Source organism: Amycolatopsis oliviviridis, assembly GCF_014654365.1.
In the GTDB taxonomy this organism is placed as follows: Bacteria; Actinomycetota; Actinomycetes; order Mycobacteriales; family Pseudonocardiaceae; genus Amycolatopsis; species Amycolatopsis oliviviridis.
In genome coordinates this window covers 869,006-888,788 of sequence record NZ_BNAY01000001.1, presented here as the reverse complement: position 1 = coordinate 888,788, position 19,783 = coordinate 869,006, and the positions used below count along the sequence as shown (strand labels likewise).

At 69.1% G+C, this 19,783-nt stretch carries 17 protein-coding genes; 5 read left to right on the top strand and 12 right to left on the bottom strand.

All coding sequences use genetic code 11. From position 1 onward, the window contains the following. Positions 1-9: 9 nt before the first annotated feature. On the top strand, positions 10-894 hold the full coding sequence (locus tag IE302_RS03685) for a LysR family transcriptional regulator (RefSeq protein ID WP_191251692.1): 885 nt from the start codon (positions 10-12) through the stop codon (positions 892-894). A gap of 165 nt (positions 895-1,059) precedes the next feature. Here IE302_RS03685 and IE302_RS03680 read toward each other — a convergent pair whose 3' ends face one another. From IE302_RS03680 to IE302_RS03655, 6 genes are all read right to left on the bottom strand, one after another. Further along, positions 1,060-2,409, bottom strand: coding sequence for an SPFH domain-containing protein (locus IE302_RS03680; RefSeq protein ID WP_191253072.1), 1,350 nt, complete (start codon positions 2,407-2,409; stop codon positions 1,060-1,062). A 58-nt stretch (positions 2,410-2,467) separates the two neighbouring features. Beyond that, the gene (locus IE302_RS03675) at positions 2,468-2,899 is read right to left on the bottom strand and encodes an NfeD family protein (RefSeq protein WP_005151060.1); all 432 of its coding nucleotides are present in this window, start codon (positions 2,897-2,899) and stop codon (positions 2,468-2,470) included. A 95-nt stretch (positions 2,900-2,994) separates the two neighbouring features. Then, positions 2,995-3,810, bottom strand: a complete 816-nt coding sequence (locus tag IE302_RS03670; RefSeq protein WP_191251690.1) for a DUF3097 domain-containing protein — start codon at positions 3,808-3,810, stop codon at positions 2,995-2,997. Positions 3,811-3,907: 97 nt separating this feature from the next. Next, complete coding sequence (locus IE302_RS03665; protein WP_191251688.1) at positions 3,908-4,807, bottom strand: aminoglycoside phosphotransferase family protein; 900 nt, start codon at positions 4,805-4,807, stop codon at positions 3,908-3,910. Then, entirely contained in the window at positions 4,792-5,574 is a 783-nt protein-coding gene (locus tag IE302_RS03660; RefSeq protein ID WP_191251686.1) for an SCO1664 family protein, read from the bottom strand. Before IE302_RS03660 ends, IE302_RS03665 begins: the two co-directional genes overlap by 16 nt. 4 nt (positions 5,575-5,578) lie before the next feature. After that, entirely contained in the window at positions 5,579-6,154 is a 576-nt protein-coding gene (locus IE302_RS03655; RefSeq protein WP_016334235.1) for a DUF3090 domain-containing protein, read from the bottom strand. 144 nt (positions 6,155-6,298) lie between these two features. On the opposite strand from IE302_RS03655, the gene IE302_RS03650 reads away from it, so the two are divergent. From IE302_RS03650 to IE302_RS03635, 4 genes are read left to right on the top strand one after another with little or no spacing between them, the layout of a single operon-like run. Continuing rightward, complete coding sequence (locus IE302_RS03650; RefSeq protein ID WP_191251685.1) at positions 6,299-8,239, top strand: S9 family peptidase; 1,941 nt, start codon at positions 6,299-6,301, stop codon at positions 8,237-8,239. Continuing rightward, positions 8,236-9,123, top strand: a complete 888-nt coding sequence (locus IE302_RS03645) for a S66 peptidase family protein (RefSeq protein WP_191251683.1) — start codon at positions 8,236-8,238, stop codon at positions 9,121-9,123. The genes IE302_RS03650 and IE302_RS03645 overlap by 4 nt, the downstream gene beginning before the upstream one ends. A 48-nt stretch (positions 9,124-9,171) precedes the next feature. Then, positions 9,172-9,798, top strand: a complete 627-nt coding sequence (locus tag IE302_RS03640) for a class I SAM-dependent methyltransferase (RefSeq protein WP_191251681.1) — start codon at positions 9,172-9,174, stop codon at positions 9,796-9,798. A gap of 22 nt (positions 9,799-9,820) precedes the next feature. Then, on the top strand, positions 9,821-10,240 hold the full coding sequence (locus tag IE302_RS03635) for a TIGR03668 family PPOX class F420-dependent oxidoreductase (RefSeq protein ID WP_191251678.1): 420 nt from the start codon (positions 9,821-9,823) through the stop codon (positions 10,238-10,240). Positions 10,241-10,519: 279 nt separating this feature from the next. On the opposite strand, the gene mptB is transcribed toward IE302_RS03635, so the two are convergent. The 6 genes from mptB to IE302_RS03605 form a co-directional block, all read right to left on the bottom strand. After that, positions 10,520-12,079, bottom strand: a complete 1,560-nt coding sequence (gene mptB / locus IE302_RS03630) for a polyprenol phosphomannose-dependent alpha 1,6 mannosyltransferase MptB (RefSeq protein ID WP_191251676.1) — start codon at positions 12,077-12,079, stop codon at positions 10,520-10,522. 83 nt (positions 12,080-12,162) lie between these two features. Then, positions 12,163-13,812 carry a nickel ABC transporter ATP-binding protein NikE gene (gene nikE, locus IE302_RS03625; RefSeq protein ID WP_191251674.1) on the bottom strand — a complete coding sequence of 550 codons (1,650 nt, stop codon included), beginning with the start codon at positions 13,810-13,812 and terminating at the stop codon, positions 12,163-12,165. Further along, a complete protein-coding gene (locus IE302_RS03620) occupies positions 13,809-14,714 on the bottom strand; it encodes an ABC transporter permease (protein WP_191251672.1) in 906 nt (301 codons plus the stop codon). Before IE302_RS03620 ends, nikE begins: the two co-directional genes overlap by 4 nt. Further along, positions 14,711-15,742, bottom strand: coding sequence for an ABC transporter permease (locus tag IE302_RS03615; RefSeq protein WP_191251670.1), 1,032 nt, complete (start codon positions 15,740-15,742; stop codon positions 14,711-14,713). The genes IE302_RS03620 and IE302_RS03615 overlap by 4 nt, the downstream gene beginning before the upstream one ends. A gap of 9 nt (positions 15,743-15,751) precedes the next feature. Beyond that, on the bottom strand, positions 15,752-17,539 hold the full coding sequence (locus tag IE302_RS03610; protein WP_191251668.1) for an ABC transporter substrate-binding protein: 1,788 nt from the start codon (positions 17,537-17,539) through the stop codon (positions 15,752-15,754). 392 nt (positions 17,540-17,931) lie between these two features. Further along, a complete protein-coding gene (locus IE302_RS03605; protein WP_191251666.1) occupies positions 17,932-19,728 on the bottom strand; it encodes a hypothetical protein in 1,797 nt (598 codons plus the stop codon). Positions 19,729-19,783: the final 55 nt, after the last annotated feature.

The following is a 19,783-nucleotide window of genomic DNA, read 5'->3' as shown; positions in this document are numbered from 1 at the left end:
GATGGATTCATGGAGCTTCAGCAGATGCGGTACGTCGTGGCGGTGGCGGAGACGAACAGCTTCACGCGCGCCGCGGAACGATGCCTTGTCGTACAGTCGGCGCTGAGCCACCAGATCGCGCGGCTGGAACGAGAACTCGGCGCCCGGCTGTTCGAGCGCACGAGCAGGCGGGTTCGGCTCACCGCCGCGGGCGAGGCGTTCCTCCCGGCAGCCCGCCAATGTCTCGACGCCGCCGAGCGGGCGGGCTCGGAGGTCGCGGCCGCCGTCGGGGAGATCCGCGGACGGCTCACGGTCGGCGTCATCCCGACCGTGGCGGCGGTCGACGTCCCGGCCGCGCTGCAGATGTTCCGCCACCGGTACCCGCACGTCCGGATCGGACTGCGGGTCGGGGCGAGCGGGCAGCTGGTGGAGCAGGTCAAGGACGGCGCGATCGAAGTCGCGTTCCTCGGCCTGCCGGTGTCCGACCGGCCGGACGGCGTGAGCACCCGCGAACTGGGGCGTGACGATCTGATCGCCGTGGTGGCGCCCGGTCATCCACTCGCCGGAGAGTCCGAAGTGGACTTGAAGCGGCTTTCTTCGGAGGTTTTCGTCGACTTCCCGTCGGGGTCGGCGGGGCGGGCCCAGACGGATCAGGCCTTCGCCGCGGCGAAGGTGGCGCGTGAGGTGGCCTTCGAGGTGACGGCCGCCGACTTCATGGCGCGGCTCATCCACCAGAGCCTGGGCGTCGCGTTGCTGCCGTCGAAGTACGTGCCGAATCTGACCGGGGTGGTCACCGTGCCGGTGACGGACGCGCCCGCGCGGATCGAGCATCTCGTCTGGAACCGCTTCACGGTCACTCCGGCGGCGAAGGCGTTCCTGGAGATACTCGGCGTCGTGAGTGGCGATTCGGGTTAGGGCCGAGGTTGTCTTGGTGCCTAAGCCACAGCGGCGCCGCGTGAAGGCCCCCTTCGCGCGGCTCAGCCGAGGAAACTCGGCCTTCACGCCTTGCCGAAGTACATGAAGGCCCCCTTCCTTGCGATAGGCGCAAGGAAGGGGGCCTTCATGTACTTACAAGACGGATCAGCGCTGCGGCGGCGGACCACCCTGCGGACCGCCGAACGGGCCCTGCTGCGGGAACGGGCCGCTGCCCGGCCCCTGCGACGGCGGACCCTGGTACGGGCCTCCCGGCGGCGTGGCGGGCGGCTGGGCCTGCGGCAACCGGGGCGGAGGCGGCGGGGCCTGCTGCTGCGTGGGCTCCGGGGCGGCTTCCGGCTCGGGAGCGACATTGGGGACCTTGCGCGGAGCGGGCGGCTCCTGCCGGGGAGTCGCGACACCGAGCGCCGGAACCTCCTTGCGCGCCACGGCTTCCGCGGCCGCGACGGCCTCGGCGACCTTCGGGTCGCTGGAGGTGTCGAACCAGCCCTGGACCTCTTCGTCCTCCAGGTCCGGCTTCTCGACAGGGTCTTCCTTCGGCGGCTCGTAGCGGAACACGCCGTCGTCGCCGGGGGCGCCGAGCGCGCGGGCGAAGCCTTCCAGGGCCTTGCCGTAGTCGCTCGGGATCATCCAGACCTTGTTCGCGTCGCCCTGTGCCATCTGCGGCAGGGTCTGCAGGTACTGGTACGCGAGGACTTCGGGCGTGGGACGTCCGGCCTTGATCGCCGCGAAGACCTTCTCGATCGCCTTCGCCTGGCCCTGCGCCTGCAGGTACCGGGCGGCTCGTTCACCCTGCGCCCGCAGGATCCGCGACTGCCGCTCGGCCTCCGCGCTCAGGATCGCGGCCTGCTTGGCACCTTCGGCCGCGAGGATCTGGCTCTGCTTCTGACCTTCCGCGGTCTTGATCGCCGATTCCCGCTGACCTTCGGCGGTCAGGATCATCGCGCGCTTCTCACGGTCGGCGCGCATCTGCTTCTCCATCGAGTCCTGGATGGAGGGCGGCGGGTCGATCGCCTTCAGCTCGACACGGGCGACGCGGATGCCCCAGCGGCCGGTAGCCTCGTCGAGCACGCCGCGCAGCTGGCTGTTGATCGAGTCACGCGAGGTCAGGGTCTGCTCAAGGCTCATGCCACCGACGACGTTACGCAGCGTCGTGGTGGTCAGCTGCTCGACACCGACGATGTAGTTCGAGATCTCGTAGACGGCCGCCCGCGAGTCGGTGACCTGGAAGTACACGACCGTGTCGATGGACACCGTCAGGTTGTCCTCGGTGATCACGGGCTGGGGCGGGAACGAGACGACCTGCTCGCGGAGGTCGATCCGCGCCCGAACCTTGTCCAGGAAGGGCACCAGAAACGTCAGGCCGGGAGAAGCCACCGTCCGGAACCGGCCCAGCCGTTCGATCACGGCCGACTGCGCCTGCGGCACGACCATGATCGCCTTGACCACCACGACGACCACGAACAACGCGAGCAGTCCGACGACGATGAACACCACTGTCTCTGACAACTACCTTCCCCTTACGTAGAAACCTGTTGCTGTGCGGCCATCCGGCTCACAGCTCGGCCGAAACGACCGCGGTGGCGCCCGAGATCTCGACGACCGTCACCGATGTCCCCGGGGCGATCGGTTCCCCCGCGGTCATGCACCGTGCCGACCACACATCGCCCGCCAGCTTCACCTGACCGGCTTCGACGTCCACTGTGGACACTACTACCGCTCGCGCGCCGATCAGCGCGTCGGTGTTGGTCTTGATGTCCGGTCCCGCGAGGAACCGTCGCTTGAGGGTCGGCCGGACAAGGGCGAGCATCCCGACGGACGCGACGGCGAACACCGCGACGTCGATGAACGGGTTCCCGGTCAACGCGGCGGAACCTGCCCCGAACAGGGCCCCGGCACCGACCATGAGCAGGAACAGGTCACCCGAGAGCAGCTCGGCGATGATCAAGAGGATGCCGGCGATCAGCCAGATGAGAGCGCCTGTCATGCGCTCATGCTCCCAGATCGCGCCGATTCATACCGAAGAAGCGAAACCGACGTGACCGACGCGTGACCTTGAGTGACCTCGCGCAAACCGGTCATTCAGGACTCATCGCCCGGGTCGGAGACGAAGTCGATGAGCCGCTCCACCGCTCCGATCAGCGGCGTTTCCAGATCCCGGTAACTGCCGACGGCCGCCAGGACCCGCTGCCAGCCCTCCCACGGCTCGCCCCAGCCGAGCGCGTCGCAGACGCCCTCTTTCCATTCCGTACCGCGCGGGATCTTCGGCCACGCGCGGATGCCGACGACCGACGGCTTCACGGCCTCCCAGATGTCGATGTACGGATGCCCGGTGACCAGCACGTTCTCGTCGCGGATCCCGTCGACGATCCGGGACTCCTTGCTGCCCGCGACCAGATGGTCGACCAGCACCCCGAGACGACGGCCGGGGCCGGTGCCGAACTCGTCGATGCGGTCGGAAAGCACGTCCACCCCATCGAGTGGTTCCACCACCACACCCTCGACCCGCAGGTCATGACCCCAGACCCGCTCGACGAGCTCGGCGTCATGCTTGCCTTCCACCCAGATACGCGAATCGCGCGCGACCCGGGCCTTGAGTCCCTGGACCTGGACCGACCCGGACGCGGAGATCCGCCGGGCCGGGGTCTTCGGAGCGACCTTGGCAGGCACCAACGTGACCGGTTTGCCTTCGAGCAGGAAGCCCGCGGGGTTCAGCGGGAAAACGCGGTGCTTGCCGTGCCGGTCCTCGAGGACCACGTTGCCGTACTCGATCTTCACCACGGCTCCGCAGTACCCGCTGGCCGGGTCTTCGACCACGAGCCCCGGTTCGGCGGGAACCTCGGGGATCTTCCGCTTGCGTGGACCGGACAGCACGTCGTCGTAGGAATGAGAGCGCACGGCCGACGACGCTAGCGGTGCCCGGGGTCGGCGTCTGCCCGCCACGCCGGTCAGGCGGCCATCCGCCGCCCTGCCGACGTCGATCGCCGACTCAGGCTCACCAACAGAACGACAGCATCGCTTCGACGAACGGGGTCCGCTCGCCGCGGTCGAGCGGGCGCATCACGAACAGCGGGGAGAGCGCGACGCACCACGCCCGCACCCGCTCGGCGTCGAAACCCGGCAGATGCGGGGCGATCGCGTCGAAGCCGTCTTCGAGCGTGCCGCCGTCGCGCATCGGCAGCGTGACCCAGTCGGCCAGATCGAACGACGGGTCGCCGACGCTCGGCCGAGGGTCGATGGCGACCGCTCCCCTGCCCGGCCCGCCGTCGAGGACGTTGCCCGGGTGCAGGTCACCGTGCACGATCGCGTTCCCTCCCCCGTCGGTCGCGAGGGCGAGCGCACGCAGGCGCGCGCGATCGAGCATCTCCAACGACAACGTCGCCTCGGCCACCGAGCCACGCAGACCACTCTCGGCGAGCCCGTACATGAAGACGACGCGGTCTTCCAAGGTCGGGAAACCCGACGGCGGAGTCACCGCGTGGATCTGGGTCAGCAGATCGCCGACCTCGGCCCAGGGGACGTTCGCCCCCGCCTCCATCAGCTGCGTGCCGGGATCGATGCCCTCCAGCAGGATCGCTCCGTCGGCGAACTCGGTCTCCAAGACCTGCACGACCCGCGAGCAACCGTCCCACGCCCGCAGCGCGGACGCCTCGGACTCGGCGATCGCGTGATCCGGTGTCAGCTTGAGGACCTTCTTGACGCCGTCGTCCCCATCGCAGATCAGAGTGCGGCCGGTGTTGCCCGGCTTCGCGTCGACGACGGTCAGACCCCAGCGCTCCGCCAGCCGCGCCACCAGCGTGGGCAGGGCGTCGCACCACGTCGCGACGTCCTCACCGAAGCGAGCGATCAGGCGTGCGCGGGCCTGATCGTCCATGACGTTCAGAACAGCGGCCAAGGAATCGCGCGCCAGTCGTCGCCGGGCTCCGGGAAGACACCCTCCGCCAGCAGCGACTCGGTGCGTTCGGCCAGCGCCCGGATCTCGAAACCGGTGAGATGCTCGCCCAGCGCATCGCCGAGCTCACCGTCCAGCCGCTCGCGCAGACCGCGCAGCTTGCCGACCTCGTCCTCGGTCAGCCGCTCGCCGATCCAGCCCCAGAGCACCGTCCGCAGCTTCGGATCGGTGTGCAGGCAGATCCCGTGGTCCACTCCGTAAACCCGGCCGTCGGCACCGGCGAGCACATGGCCGCCCTTGCGGTCGGTGTTGTTGACCACGATGTCGAGCACGGCCAGTTCCCGCATGCCCTGGCGATTCGCGTGTGCGAGCACCGCGGGCTCACCGTCGCGATCGTGCGCGTGCAGCACGACACGCCAGTCGTCCGGCAGGCTCTCCGGGGAACGGACGTCGACCAGTTCCTCGTCGGTCGTCTCGATCCACAGCTGCACCATGCCGGGCCCGAACGGCCCGTCGCGCAGCACCGTCGGCGGGATCGCGCCGAGCCCGGAAGCCTCGGCGACCATGGCCGTCGCGACCTCACGACCGGCCAGGGTCCCGTCCGGGAAGTCCCACAGCGGCCGCTCACCCGACACCGGCTTGTACACGACGTTGCCGCTCACGCCGTCGAGTTCGATCGCACAGAAGAGCGTCACGTTGGAGGCGTCGACGAGCCGGCCTTCGACGTCGATCTTGCCGCGCGTCACCAGCTCCCGCGAAGTCTCCGACACCCCGTCAGTCCTCGAGGACGTCGACGTCGCGCCGGTACCCGTTCTGGCGCGGGCAGATGTGGCCCGCCGGGTCGAGCGGCTCCGCGCACAGCGGGCACGGTTTGCGACCGGCGTTGACCACCCGATCGGCGCGTTCGGCGAACGCACGCGCCGCGCCGGGGGTCAGGAAGACACGGACGGCGTCCGGCCCCTCTTCCGTGTCGTCCAGAACGACCGTTTCGTCCACCTCGCCTTCCGTCATCGCGAGCAGCTCGATGACGACGGCGCTGCTGTCGGCATCCCACCCGAGCCCCATCGTGCCGACGCGGAACTCCTCCTCGACCGGCACGGTCAAGGGGTCGACGTCGAGGAGCTCGTCGGGCGCGTCGTCCGGTACGTCCGCGCCGAACCGGCTGGCGACCTCTTCCAGCAGCGAGCTGAGCCTTTCGGCCAAGACCACGACCTGCTGTTTTTCGATGGTCACACTGATCGTGCGGACGTCCTCGGACGCCTGGAGGTAGAACGTGCGGTCGCCGGGCTCACCGACGGTTCCTGCGACGAACCGGTCGGGCTGGCGGAAGACGTGGATTACGCGAGACATGGCACCTTTGACCCTAGGCCACGACCCCATGATCGGCATCCGCCGCCCCACGGTTCCGCCGAGGGCGAAACCGCTCGACAAAACCGCTCCTCCCAGCTGTGCCCCGCGCCACCGCGGGCAAAGAGGCACTCCTAGTCTTCAGCTGTGGTTGAGATCGCCCCTTACGGCACCTGGACGTCTCCCCTGTCGGCCGCCGACGTCGCGGCCTCGGGAGTCAGCGCGCAATGGCTAGCGACAGCGGGAGACGAGGTTTGGTGGGCCGAAGCGAGAACAGGTGAAGGCGGCCGCGTCACCCTCGTGCGGTCACGCGCCGACGGCACGACCGAAGACGTCCTTCCCGCCCCTTGGAACGTCCGGAACCGCGTCCACGAGTACGGCGGCCGCCCCTGGCTCGTGCTCGGCGACGACCTCGTCTTCACGCACTGGGCGGATCAGCGCGTCTACCGCCGCGACCTGACCACCGGCGAGACCACCCCCCTGACCCCGGAACCCGCGACCCTGCACGGGATCCGCTACAGCGACCTCCGGCCCGGCAAGCCCGGCGAAGTGTGGCTGGTACGCGAACGCAGCACCGGCCCCCGGCGCGTCGACATCGCCCGCGACCTCATCGCCGTCCCCCTCGACGGCGGCCCGGAACGGGTCCTGACGGCCAGCCATCACTTCCTCACCGCGCCGCAGCTGTCCCCCGACGGCACGCGGGCGGCGTGGATCGGCTGGAACCACCCCGCGATGCCGTGGGACGGCACGGAACTGTGCGTCGCCGAGCTCCGCGAGGACGGCACCTTCGGACCCCACCACGTGCTCGCCGGCGCAGTGGACGTCTCCGTCTGCCAGGTCGAATGGGAGTCGGCGGACAGCCTGCTCGCGCTGCTCGACCCGGACGGCTGGTGGAACCTCCATCGCGTCGGGCTCGACGGCGGCGTCACGAACCTGGCGCCGTGCGAGCGGGAGATCGGCGGCCCGCAGTGGAAACTCGGCACGCGCTGGTTCACCCCTCTCGGAGACGGCCGATACGCCGTCATCGCGTCAGGCAGGCTCGCCGTCCTCGACGAGGCGACCCGCGAAGTGACGCCGGTAGCCGCCGCCGACGACCTGACCACCTGGTCCACCAACGGTTTCGCCATCCACGAAGGCGGCGTCGTCGGCGTCGCGGCAGGCCCGGCACGTGAGGGCGCCGTCGTGAAGGTCGGCCTCGAAGACGGGACAGTGACCGAACTGGCGACAGCGCCCGAGCCACCGTCACACGCCTACCTGTCAACGCCCGTGGAGCGGATCTTCAAAAGCGACGAGGGCGACCGGATCCCGGCCTTCGTCTATCTCCCCGCGAATGCCGGCTTCACCGCGCCGGACGGGGAACGGCCGCCGCTGCTCGTGTACCCGCACGGCGGGCCGACCGGCCGGGACAGCGCGGTGCTCGATTTCGAGATCGCCTACTTCACCAGCCGCGGGATCGCCGTCGTCACGGTGAACTACGGCGGCTCGACCGGCTACGGACGCGCTTACCGTGAACGGCTGCGGGAGCAGTGGGGCGTCGTCGACGTCGCCGACTGCGTCACCGTCGCCGAAGCGCTCGCCGCCGAAGGCACCGTCGACGGCGACAGGCTCGCGATCCGCGGCGGCAGCGCGGGCGGCTACACCTCCGCCGCGTCGGTGACCACCACCACGACCTACCGCGCGGGCACCGTGATGTACCCGATCCTCGACCTCGGCCAGTGGACCGGCGACGGCGGCGAGACGCACGACTTCGAGTCCCGCTACCTCGACGGGCTGATCGGACCGCTCCCGGACACCGCGCAGCGCTACCGCGATCGGTCGCCGATCAACAACGCCGACACCCTCGCCGGCCCGTTGCTGTTCCTGCAGGGCCTCGAAGACGAGATCTGCCCGCCCGAACAGGCGGACCGGTTCGTGGCCGGGCTGGCCGGACGCGGCATCGAACACGCCTATCTGAGGTTCGAGGGCGAGCAGCACGGCTTCCGGAAGGCGGAGACGATCATCGCCGCCCTCGAAGCGGAGTTGTCGTTCTACGGCCAGGTCCTCGGCTTCGAGACGCCTGGCGTGCCGAAGCTCCCGCTGAGCCGGTGAGGCCACCGAAGACCCGGCCGGGCGACACGATCGCCCTGGTCGCCCCGGCGGGTCCGGTCCCCGCGGAACTCGTCGAGAAGGCCCTGTCCGTGTTGAACGGCTGGGACGTCGAGGTCCACGTCGGCGAGTGCGTCCGTGCGACTCCCGTCGGCTATCTCTCGGCACCAGACGAGGCGCGGGCCGCCGAGTTCACGCGAGCCTGGCTGGACCCGAAGGTGACCTGCGTCCTCGCCGCCCGAGGCGGTTACGGCTCGCAGAGAATGCTCGACCTGGTCGACTGGACGGCGCTGGAAGCGGCCGGGCCCAAGACGTTCGCCGGGTCCAGCGACGTGACCGCGCTGCACCGGGCGGTGAACGTCCACTTGGGACTGGAGACGCTGTTCTCCCCCTTGCCCGCGACCACGCTGTTCGACGCGGTCGCCGCCGAACACCTGCGGCTGTCGTTGTTCGAGCCGGACGCGGTTCGGACGATCACCTCCTCGACGTCGTCCCCGCTGGTCCCGGGCACCGCGACCGGCACGCTCATCGGTGGCAACCTCGCGCTTCTGGCCTCGGGCCTCGGCGCTCCGGAACAGGGTTCGGCGCGCGACGCGATCGTGCTGCTGGAGGACGTCACTGAGAACGCGTACCGGATCGACCGCATGCTGACCCAGTTGCTGCGGTCCGGCTGGCTCGACGGCGTCCGGGGATTCGTGCTGGGTTCGTGGGACTCCTGTGGCGATCCGGAGGCGATCCGGTCCCTGATGCTCGACCGGCTCGGCCCGCTCGGGGTGCCCATGGCCTGGGACTTCGGCTTCGGGCACGTCCCGGCGTCGCCGACCATTCCCCTCGGCGCGCGGGCCACTTTCGACGCCGACGCGGGCACCCTCCAGGTTTTGCCATAACGGCAACGGAACTTGCGAGGTTTGCCCGCCTCGATGCATCTTTCGGACATGGATTCCACACAGCAGTTCTGGGAAGACTTCTACCGGGACAAAGACCAGGTCTGGAGCGGGAAGGCGAACCCGATCCTGGTGGCGGAGGTCGACTCGCTGACGCCGGGCAGGGCACTCGATCTCGGCTGCGGCGAAGGCGGCGACGCGATCTGGCTCACCCAGCAGGGATGGCAGGTCACCGCCGTCGACATCTCGGACGTCGCGCTGAAGCGTGCCGCCGGGCACGCGGCCGAAGCCGGTGCCGAGGGCATCGTCTGGGAACGCCACGACCTGGCGAAATCGTTCCCGGAGGGACGTTTCGACCTCGTCTCCGCCCAGTTCTTCCACTCCCCCGTCGCGGAGGACGGCGAACAGGACAAGGCACTCCGCCGGGCCACCGAAGCCGTGGCGCCGGGCGGAACGCTGATCGTCGCCGGCCACGCGGGCTGGCCGACCTGGATGGAAGAGCCACCGCACAAGGACGTCCACTTCCCGACGCCCGCCGAGGTACTCGATGCGCTGGAACTGGCCGACGGCGACTGGACCGTGGACCGGCAGGACGTCATCACGCGCGACTTCCCGGGGCCCGAGGGGCAGCAGGGAACGCGGTCGGACAACGTGCTCCGCGTGCGCCGTTCCGGCTAGCCACTTAGGTACCGTTGCGGGCATGCGGTTGACGCCTGCGGAAGCCAGGTCCCGGTTCGAAGGCGAGCGGATCGCGAGGCTGGCGACGGCCGGTATCGACGGCGTGCCTCACCTGGTGCCGGTGACATTCGTCGTCGAAGGCGATTCGGTGGCGTTCGCGATCGATCACAAACCCAAGAGCACGACGGCGTTGCGACGGCTGAAGAACATCGCCGAGAACCCCGTGGTCAGCTTTTTGACCGACCGCTACGACGAAGACTGGGCCGGCCTGTGGTGGGCCCGTGCCGACGGCGTCGCCCGGGTGCTGACCGATCCCGAGGAGCAGGCCCTCCCCGTGCGGCTGCTGCGGGAGAAGTATCCGCAGTACGAGGACCAGCCGCCGCCCCATGCCGTCGTGAGCACGCTGGTTCACGCGTGGAGCGGCTGGCGGGGTTCTTCCTGAGCTTTTTTGGCGCTGTTGCCGTTTAGCGGCAACAGCGCCTTCGCCGTGCCGTATAGGTCGTTATACACCTTGATGAGCGAGCTCCTTTAGCGCCGGTGCATGCGGTGAGGAGTGGGATGAAGGGGACCTTCCGCGCTTGAGATAAGGGGAAAGTCCCCTTCATCCCGCTTCTGGCAGTCCACGTGGGGCGCGGAGCCACCTTCGCCTCACCACTCGCGAGGCCCTTTCATGACACACGCACACACCTCTCCCCCAACTACATGAAGGGACGAAGGAGCGTCAGGAGCGAGGGGCCTCGGCGGGCAGGAACTGCTCCATCGGCTTCCCCCGCCAGGCGGCGATGATCCCCAGCGGATCCGGCCGCAGCAGCGAAGCGGCCGCGTACACGCTCGCGGCGACGACGCCCGCCATGAACCACCAGTCGTAGAGCGCCTGCTCCCCCGTCGGGTAGTACACCAGCGTCACGAACACCGAGACCGCGACGACGACAGCCAGGTTCCGGCGACGCCACTCGAAGGCCGACAGGACGACGAAACCCCAGGTCAGGTACCACGGCAGCGAGGGCGGCGGGACGATCGCGCCGGCCAGCAGGACGATCGCCATCCGGTGGATCGCCGGGTATCCCCCGTCGCGGGCCAGCCACCACTGCCAGCCGGCGAAGACGAACAGGCCGACCATCGCGATCGCCCGGAACACCGTGACGAACGGCGAGACCTCGACGTCGATCACCAGGTTCACCAGCGAGTAGAAGATCTCGCCGATCCCGGTCGGGAAGTTCATCCAGTTCGCGATCAGCGTCGGCGCCTTGAGGCCGGTCAGCCAGCCGAGGTTGAACGAACCGAGCGAGACCCACGTGCCCGCGACGAACACCGGCAGGAAGATCCCGACCGACGCCGCGCCCGCGCGGAAGAAGTTGACCACCTTCCGGTCACCGGGCAGGTGGTTCGCCCACACCCAGACCAGGAACGGCAGTGCCCAGGCCGCGGTGGGTTTGATCAGCATGCCGATCGTGACCAGGACGATCGCGAGGACGTGCTTGCGCTCCAGCGCGGCGAGGACGCCGATGGTGAGGAAGCCCAGCATCAGCAGGTCGTTGTGCGGACCGCCGACGAGGTGGATCACCGTCATCGGGCTGGCGATGGCGAGCCACAGGGTGATGGGCAGCTTGCCGCCGAGGTGCTTGACCAGCCGCGGCAGGGACCACAGCATCCCGACCAGGCCGATCATCAGCACCAGGCGGGTCGCGATGACGCCGGCGATCATGTCGTTGCCGGTGATCCCGACGATCCACTTCGCGACCAGCAGGAACAGCGGACCGTACGGCGCGGGCGTCGTCTGCCACAGCGGGTGGACGTTCTGCACGACGTCCGGCAGCACGACCAGCTCGGCCGGGCCGTTGGCGTACGGGTCGAGGCCGTTGAGCAGCTGAGCGCCCTGCGCGAGGTAGGAGAAGACGTCGCGGGTGAACAGCGGCGGCGAGACCAGCAGCGGCGCCATCCAGCACGCGGCCGCGATCACGATCGGACGGCTGCCGATCCGCCCGGCCAGCGCGTACCGGCCGAGCCGGACCCAGGCCCAGATGATCAGCGCGAAGCCTGTGTACAGCATCGTGTTGGCCAGGATGCGACCGTGGCCGTAGCGGATCCACGACAACGGTCCGTGCCCCAGGATCGGGTCACGGATCAGGATGCCGCCGGCGCCGAGCGCCGCCAGCATCAGCAGCGTGCTGCCTATCGTCCCCATCGCGATCGTGCGGTACGGGAACCGGGAAGGCACCCGGAGCCGATCGCCGAGCGAGCCGGACGAGGGCGTCTGCGGGGAGTCTGTCGTGGTCGCCATTTCGAGATTGGAGGTTACACACCGCGCCTGTGCGAGTGCGCGGCAATGGGTGTTTCCCGCGTCGGACACGGGAATCCCCTCGCTCAGCGGTCGGCCGTCTCTCGCTGAGCGGTACCACCGGGCAACGCGGCGAGCAGCGACTTCGTGTAATCGTGCTTCGGGTCCAGCAGGACTTCTTCGACGGTGCCGACCTCCATCAGCTCACCGCGGTACATCACGGCGACCCGGTCGGCGATGTTCCAGGCCAGTCCGAGGTCGTGGGTGATCACGAGCCCGGCGAGACCCAGCTCACGCCGCAGGCGCAGCAGCAGCGCCAGGATCTCCCCTCGTACCGACGCGTCGAGCGACGCCACCGGCTCGTCGGCCACGAGAACACCGGGGTCCAGCGCGAGCGCGCCCGCGATGACCACCCGTTGCCGCTGCCCGCCGGACAGCTCGTGCGGAAGCCGGTCGAGGAACTTCTCCGCGGGCCGCAGTTCGGCCGCTTCGAGGGCCTTGGTGACGATCTCGTGCTCGGTGGCGCCCATCCCGTGGATGCGGGGGCCTTCCGCGACGGCCTCGTACACCGTGTGGTTCGGGTTCAGCGCGCTGGTCGGATCCTGCAGGACCAGCTGGACCTGCCGCCGGTACGCCTTGAGCCCGGCGCCGCGGAGCGGGACCGGCTTACCGTCGTACCGGACCGCGCCGGAGTCGGGTTTCTGCAGGCCGAGCAGCGTTCGGGCCAGCGTCGTCTTACCCGAGCCGGACTGGCCGACGAGCGCGACGATCTCGTCCTTCCGTACCTGGAGGCTCACCCCAGCGACCGCGTCGATGCGCTTGCCGGTGCGGTCCCGGAAGCTGACCCGCAGGTCCTCGGCCTCCAGCAGCGCGGGCCGGTCACCGTCGCGTTCCGGTTCCGGCGGCAGCGGTGTGCTGGTGGCGGGTGCGAACCGGGACACCGGATCGCCGACGGTCGGGAACGCGGCCGCCAGCGCCTTGCTGTGCTCGTGGCACGGCGCGCTCATCAGCTCCGCGCTCGGCCGTTCCTCGACGATCTCGCCGTCGTACATCACCGCGATCCGGCGGCAGGTCGCGGCGAGCACCGACAGGTCATGGCTGATCATGATCAGCCCGATCCCCTGCTCGGCGACCAGCCTGCCCAGCAGATCGAGCACCTGGGCCTGGACGACGACGTCGAGCGCGGTGGTCGGCTCGTCCGCGATGATCAGCCGCGGCGAGCAGGCCAGCGCCATCGCGATCATGACCCGCTGCTTCTGCCCACCGGACAGCTCGTGCGGGTACGCCCCGGCGCGGCCCGGCGGCAGGTCGACCTGTTCGAGCAGCTCCGAGACCTTGGCCTTGACCTCACCCTCCGACAGCGCCTTGCCACCGGGCGGGTGCAGGCGGATCGGTTCGGCGACCTGCTCGCCGATCTTGCGGACCGGGTTGAGCGCGTGCATCGCGCCCTGGAACACGACCGAGGCCTCGGCCCAGCGCACCGCGCGCAGCCTGCCCCACTTCATGTCCGTGACGTCTTCGCCGTCCAGCAGGATCTCCCCGCTGACCTTGGCCGAACGCGGGAGCAGCCGCAGCACGCTCATCGCGACGGTCGACTTCCCCGACCCCGACTCCCCCGCCACGCCGAGCGTGTCGCCGGGTTCGAGCACCAGGTCGACGCCCCGGACGGCGGCGACCTCACCGCTCCCGGTGGCGTAGGTGACGCCGAGGTTCTTCAGTTCCAGCAAGGGGCTCATGAGTGCTGTCCCTTCAGGCGCGGGTTCAGCACGGTCTCCAGCGCGCGTCCGACGAGGGTGAAGGCGAGGACGATCACGACGATCGCGATGCCCGGCGGCAGCAGATTCCACCAGGCGCCCCGGGTGATGGCTCCGTTGTTCAGGGCGGTCTGCAACATCGCGCCCCAGGAAACGGCGTTCGGGTCGCCGACACCCAGGAAGGCGAGGGTGGCGTCGGCGATGACGGCGTTGCCGACGACGAGCGTGGTGTTGGCGAGCACGAGCGGCATCACACCGGGCAGCACGTGTTTGCCGACGATGTGCAGGTGGCCGCCGCCGAGTGCCTTCGAGCGCTCGATGTACGGCCTGCTCTCGATGGTCAGGGTCTGCGCCCGGACCAGCCGCGCGGTACTCGGCCAGGCGGTGACGCCGATGGCGATGATGACGGTCGCCGTGTTCCGGTCGAGGACGGCGGCCAGGACCACGGCCAGCACCAGCGACGGCAGCACCAGGAAGAAGTCGGTGAACCGCAGCAGCAGGCTCGAAAGCCAGCCACCGAAATGCGCGGCCGCGATCCCGATGATGGTGCCGATCAGCACCGAGAGGAACGCGGCGGAGAACCCCACGAGCAGGGAGATCCTCGCGCCCCAGTAGGTCATCAGGAGGACGGACCGGCCGTCGATGTCGGTACCGAGCCAGAACTCCCCGCTCGGGGACTCCAGCGGGCCACCGGTGACCTTGGTGACGTCGAGCCCCGACTCGTCGGTCAGGACCGGCGCCAGGATCGCCAGCACGGTGATGACACCGAGGAAGATCAACCCGGTCAGTCCGGCCTTGTTGGTCGCGAACTCGCGCCAGTGTTTCGCCACCGCCGCCCGGCGACGGCGCCAGGCGATCGTGCCCGGTTTCTCCGTGGTCGTCATGCCGTCCGCACCCTCGGGTCGAGTACGCGGTAGAGCAGTTCCGCGAACAGGTTCATCACCACGACCGCACCGGCCAGAACCACGAACACTCCTTGCAGGAGAGGGAGATCAGGCCCCTGGAGGGACGTGTAGAGCAGCTGGCCGAGGCCGGGCCAGCTGAACACGGCTTCCACGGAGACCGCACCCGACACGACCATGCCGAACTGGATGAAGATGAGCGTGACGGTCGGCAGGAGGGCGTTGGGCACCGCGTGCTTGCGCCGCACCAAGTCGTCCCGCAAGCCCTTCGCCCGCGCGGTGGTGAGGTAGTCGGAGTTCATCTCCCCGATGAGGGACGACCGCATCACGAGCATGTACTGGGCGTAGAAGACCACGAGCAGCGTGAGGCAGGGCAGCACCAGGTGGTGCAGGACGTCGAGGCCTTCGGAGAAGAATCCGGGCTCGACGTCCGCGGAATGCATGCCGCGGCTGGGGAAGAGCCCGTTCGTGGCGACCAGCAGGATGAGCCCCAGCCAGAACTGCGGGACCGACCACAGCGTGAGCGCGATCCCGGTCTGGACGCGGTCGAAGGAGCTGTTGCGACGCCAAGCCGCGCGGATGCCGAGCCAGAGCCCGAGCGCGATGGCGAGCACGGTGGCGCTGCCGACGAGAAGGACGGTCGGCCACAGGCGTTCACCGATCAGCGCGGCGACCGGCTGCCGCAGGATGTAGGACTGGCCCATGTCACCGGTCAGCAAACCGGTGACGTAGTCCCAGAACTGCTGCAGCAGGGGCTTGTCGACGCCCATCTGCTCGCGCAGCTCCGCCATCATCTTCGCGTCGGTCGGCCGGTCGCGGACCATCGTCCGGACCGGGTCGCCGGGCAGCATCCGGAACAGGAAGAAGCCGAGGACGACGACCAGGACGAGGCTGGCAAACGCCTCACCGATCTTGGTGAGGACGAACCGGGCGGTGCCGGTCCCGCCCCGGCGCTCGTCGGGATCGACGAGCGCCGGGGGCTGATCGAGGGAACTGAGTGCTTCGGTCAACGCTGTCCTTTACTCCCGGTCGTCGGCCGACTTGCCGCGCCGCCCGAGCAGCACGCCGCCGCCGACGAGCACCACGAGCACGACCGCGCCGATGCCGATCCACAGTCCGGTGTTGCTTCCACCGTCCTCCGAGCCCGCCGCGGCCGCGTCGGCCGGGGTGGCGCCGTAGACGCCCCAGTAGCCGGACTGCTCGAGGATCGCGCCGTCGGGCTGCGGCTGCTTGGTGAACGAGGAGAACTTGTCCGAGCGGTAGGCCTCGAGCACGTTGTCGTAGTCCAGGACGACGTCGACGTACTCGCCCGCCAGGATGGCCTGCGCCTGCTTGACGATCTCGGCGCGCTTGGCCGGGTCGAACTCGGTCAGCTGCTTCTTGTACAGGTCTTCGTAGCGCGGGTCGCAGAAGAACGTCGCGGAGCTGCCGCCGTTGCCCTGGGCGTTCGGACGGCCGGCGCAGGTGTTCAGGCTCAGCGCGTAGTCCGGGTCGGGCGAGGTGCCGTAGCCGGAGATCGCGAGGTCGTAGTTGCCCGCGGTGGTGCGGTCGTCGAGTTCGTCGTCGGAGACGAGTTCCTGCTTGACGCCGATGCCGACGTCCTTGAGCCAGCCGCCGACGAACTGGGCGGTGCGCTGGTCGAACGGCCGGTTCGCGTGGCCGGCGAGACGGAACTCCAGCTTCGCGCCGCCGGGGGCGACGCGGATGCCGTCCGCTCCCTTGGCGTAGCCCGCCTGGTCGAGGGTGGCGTTCGCGGCCGCGATGTCGAACTTGGTCTTCTCCGCGTCGGACGGGGTCCAGGTGTAGGACTTGTAGATCGCGGGGACGACGCCGGTCCCGGGCTGGCCGTAGCCGTTCATCACCTTCTCGACGATGGACTTGGTGTCGATGGCCTGCGCGATCGCCTTGCGGACGCGCACGTCCTTCAGGATCGGGTTGCCGTCACCGATCGGCTGGTCGACCACGTTCTTGACGCCGAAGTTGATGATGAGCTCGTTGTACCGGCGGCCGGGTGCCTTGTTCGTGGTGATGTTCTGCTCGCCCTTGAGCGCGTCGAACTGCGTCGGCGTGAGCCGGTTGATGACGTCGACCTCGCCCTGCTTCAGGGCGTTCACCGCCGCCTCGGCGTCTTTGAACTGCAGCAGCTGCAGTTCGTCCACCTTGGGCGCGCCGCGCCAGTAGTCCTTGTTCGCCTTGAACTTCACGAACTCGTTCTTCTTGTACTCGGTCAGCAGGTACGGCCCGCTGCCGACGCCGACGACGGCCATCTCGTCGGTCGAGGGGGCGTTGAGGTCCTTGATCGGCTCCCAGATGTGCTTGGGCACGATCGGGACGTCGAGCGAGGTCATGCTCGCCTGCGGGGCCTTGGTCTTGATGACGAGCGTCTTGTCGTCCGGCGCCGACACCGACGCGAAGTTGCTGACGTAGCTGCCGTTCGCGGTGCGGGCGTTCTCGTCGTCGAGCATCCGCTGGAAGGTGTACGCGGGGTCCTGCGCGGTGACCGGCTTGCCGTCGGACCACTTCATCCCCTGGCGGATGGTGAAGGTCCAGGTGAGCTTGTCGTCGGACGTCTTCCACGACTCGGCGACGCCGCCCGTGGGCTGCGTGTCCTCGGCCGAGGGCAGGGTCAGGAACTCGTAGTTGAACCGGCCCACCTGCGTCGCCGCCGACAGCTGGGCGGTGAACGGGTTCAGGTGGTCGATCCCGGTCGTGAGCGCCACCCGGAGGACCTTGCCCTGTTGCTGCGCCGCCGCGGCGGGCACGAAAGGCACCGTCGCGACCGCCGAAGCGGCGAGGACGGCGACCACGTGAAGACCACGTCGTCGCCTGGGAAAACGCTCTGTGCGCACGAAGACCACCCCATCGAAATTCGCTGTGTCCCAACCCCCGAAGCGGAAAAGTAACCACATGTCGCGGTAACCGCGCAATGACTCGCCAATACCGATCGTGCACGGCGGATGTCTTCGCGTGGTCGACAGCTACTTTACGTTCCAGTGAGGTAGCGGTGAGTCACCGTTTCGGCGCGTGAGGTGGGAACACGTGCAGTGTCCTGGGCATTCAAGGGAAGCGTGCTTGCAAAAGGCTTGCGCGCGATGATGCTCAATCGATACGTGCGACGAAGTGCGAGCAAAGCGTTTCGTCCTCTGGATGCGGTACTTGCACGCGCAACTACCGCATCCAGAGGACGAAACGCGGGACGTCAGCCGACGGAGACCTCACGCCGTCGCGCGGTGGCGGCGCCCGCGTAGAGCCACGCGAAGAGCGCCCACATGCCGGCGAAGATCAGCCCGACGGTGACGTACGCGACCGTCCACAGCACCGCGGGTGTCTCCGACTTCCGTTCCCGCTGCAGGAACTCGATCTCGGACATGAACGGGCGCGAACCGGACGACGCGTCGATCGCCGGGGCGTTCGCGGCGGGGTCGGCGGGCGCGTAGATCGGGGCGAGCCCCATCATCCGGTTCGGGACGTGCACGCGGATCCCGGTCTTCCACTGACCGAACACCGGCAACGGCTCGACAGTGCGGTACACGCCGTCGCCGATCTTCTCCAGCGGAGCGGTGAAGAAGTCGCCGCCCTGCCAGGCGAAACCGTTCAGCCAGACGGCGTCGTCGGCCAGATCGGGCCGCGAGATCGTGACGGTCGCGTCGACCCACCGGGGCGTGCCGCCGCCGTGCGGGTTCGAGATCGGCTGCCCGGCCGCCGCCTCCGTCAGCCGGACGTCGGCGGTGAAGTCCGCGTCGGGATCCGCCGGGACGGCGACGGCAGACATCAGGACGACCGCGCCCAGCGCACCGACGAGCCCGACCACGTGCCGGGGACCGGTCGCGGGCACCAGGGTCGCCGTCTCCTCCACTCGCTGGTACTGCCAGACGCCGATGAACGCGCCCGCGAGGGCCGCGCCGGTCCCGAACAGGACGAACAACGGCAGATGGGCCGTCGGCCAGGGATTCGGCATCAGCCACTGAGTGAACGCCGCCTCGGCGAGCATCCCGGCCGTCCCCACGAGCAGGCCCGCGACGGCGGCGAAGGTGTAGCCCTGCCGGTTGCGCATCGCGAAGGCGACGACCTCGATGATCACCGCTTCGGCGATGTACGGAAGCAGCGACGCCACGTGCAGGTCGGCGAACAGCGGGATGACGGTGAAAGACGCGCGGGCGGCGAGGAAGACCGCGACGACGATCAGCGCACCGCCCGGACCCCAGGACAGCCGTCCATAGGTGAGCGTCCAGGCGCCGATCAGGCCCACGAGCACGACCTGGGACAGCATCGGGAACTGCGGGACGCCGAGGTCGAACTCCATCAGGAACGCCGAAGCGCCCATCATCCAGGCACCGGCGAGCACCGGGCCGAGCAGGCGCACGACCGGTCCGGTCGCGCCGACCTGGCGAGCCTCGCCGAGCAGCAACTGGAGCCCGAGCACGACACAGACGCCGCCACCGATCATCAGGACGTGGGTCGGCCCCCATTCGGTGACGTCCTGGCCGAACAGCCGGTGCCAGACGTCGTCGAGCGGGAACCCGGCTATGCCGACCAGGCCGGTCGCCATCATCTGGATGGAGCCCATCGGCGCCTTCCAGTGCGGGCCGATCTTGAACGTGCGCCGGGGAAGGTCCTTCGTCGCGAGGGTCGCGCTGAGCACGCCACTGGCGAAGATGCCCATCAGTCCGAAGTAGATCGGGTAGTGCGACGGGTTCGCGAGCGGGCCTTCGTCGCGGCCGAGCTCCATGTGGATCGGCACGTCCCAGTAGACGCCGATCAGCGCCGACATCCCGGACAGGAAGGCGACGAACATCGGCAGCGCCGCCCAGCGCGGGAGACCGCTGAAGTCGCCCATCCAGTCGGCGACGCGACCGAAGACGGTCCGCTTCCCCGCGCGCTCGCGGAGGACGAAGACGGCCAAGGGCAGGAAGACCGCGGTGAACATCAGACCCGCGATGACGATCTGCCCGAATTGCGCACCGCCGGCAGGCGGGCTCTCCTGAGCCAAGAACACCGTTGTTCGCCTTCCTGCTAACCTAAGTAACTGTTACCTTTGGGTAACACGATAG

Excerpts from the sequence above, each read along its gene's own strand:
- IE302_RS03685 (WP_191251692.1), top strand. The coding sequence starts at position 10 with ATGGAGCTTCAGCAGATGCGGTACGTCGTGGCGGTGGCGGAGACGAAC.
- IE302_RS03675 (WP_005151060.1), bottom strand. The coding sequence starts at position 2,899 with ATGACAGGCGCTCTCATCTGGCTGATCGCCGGCATCCTCTTGATCATC.
- IE302_RS03655 (WP_016334235.1), bottom strand. The coding sequence starts at position 6,154 with ATGTCTCGCGTAATCCACGTCTTCCGCCAGCCCGACCGGTTCGTCGCA.
- IE302_RS03640 (WP_191251681.1), top strand. The coding sequence starts at position 9,172 with ATGGATTCCACACAGCAGTTCTGGGAAGACTTCTACCGGGACAAAGAC.
- IE302_RS03635 (WP_191251678.1), top strand. The coding sequence starts at position 9,821 with ATGCGGTTGACGCCTGCGGAAGCCAGGTCCCGGTTCGAAGGCGAGCGG.
- mptB (WP_191251676.1), bottom strand. The coding sequence starts at position 12,079 with ATGGCGACCACGACAGACTCCCCGCAGACGCCCTCGTCCGGCTCGCTC.
- nikE (WP_191251674.1), bottom strand. The coding sequence starts at position 13,812 with ATGAGCCCCTTGCTGGAACTGAAGAACCTCGGCGTCACCTACGCCACC.
- IE302_RS03620 (WP_191251672.1), bottom strand. The coding sequence starts at position 14,714 with ATGACGACCACGGAGAAACCGGGCACGATCGCCTGGCGCCGTCGCCGG.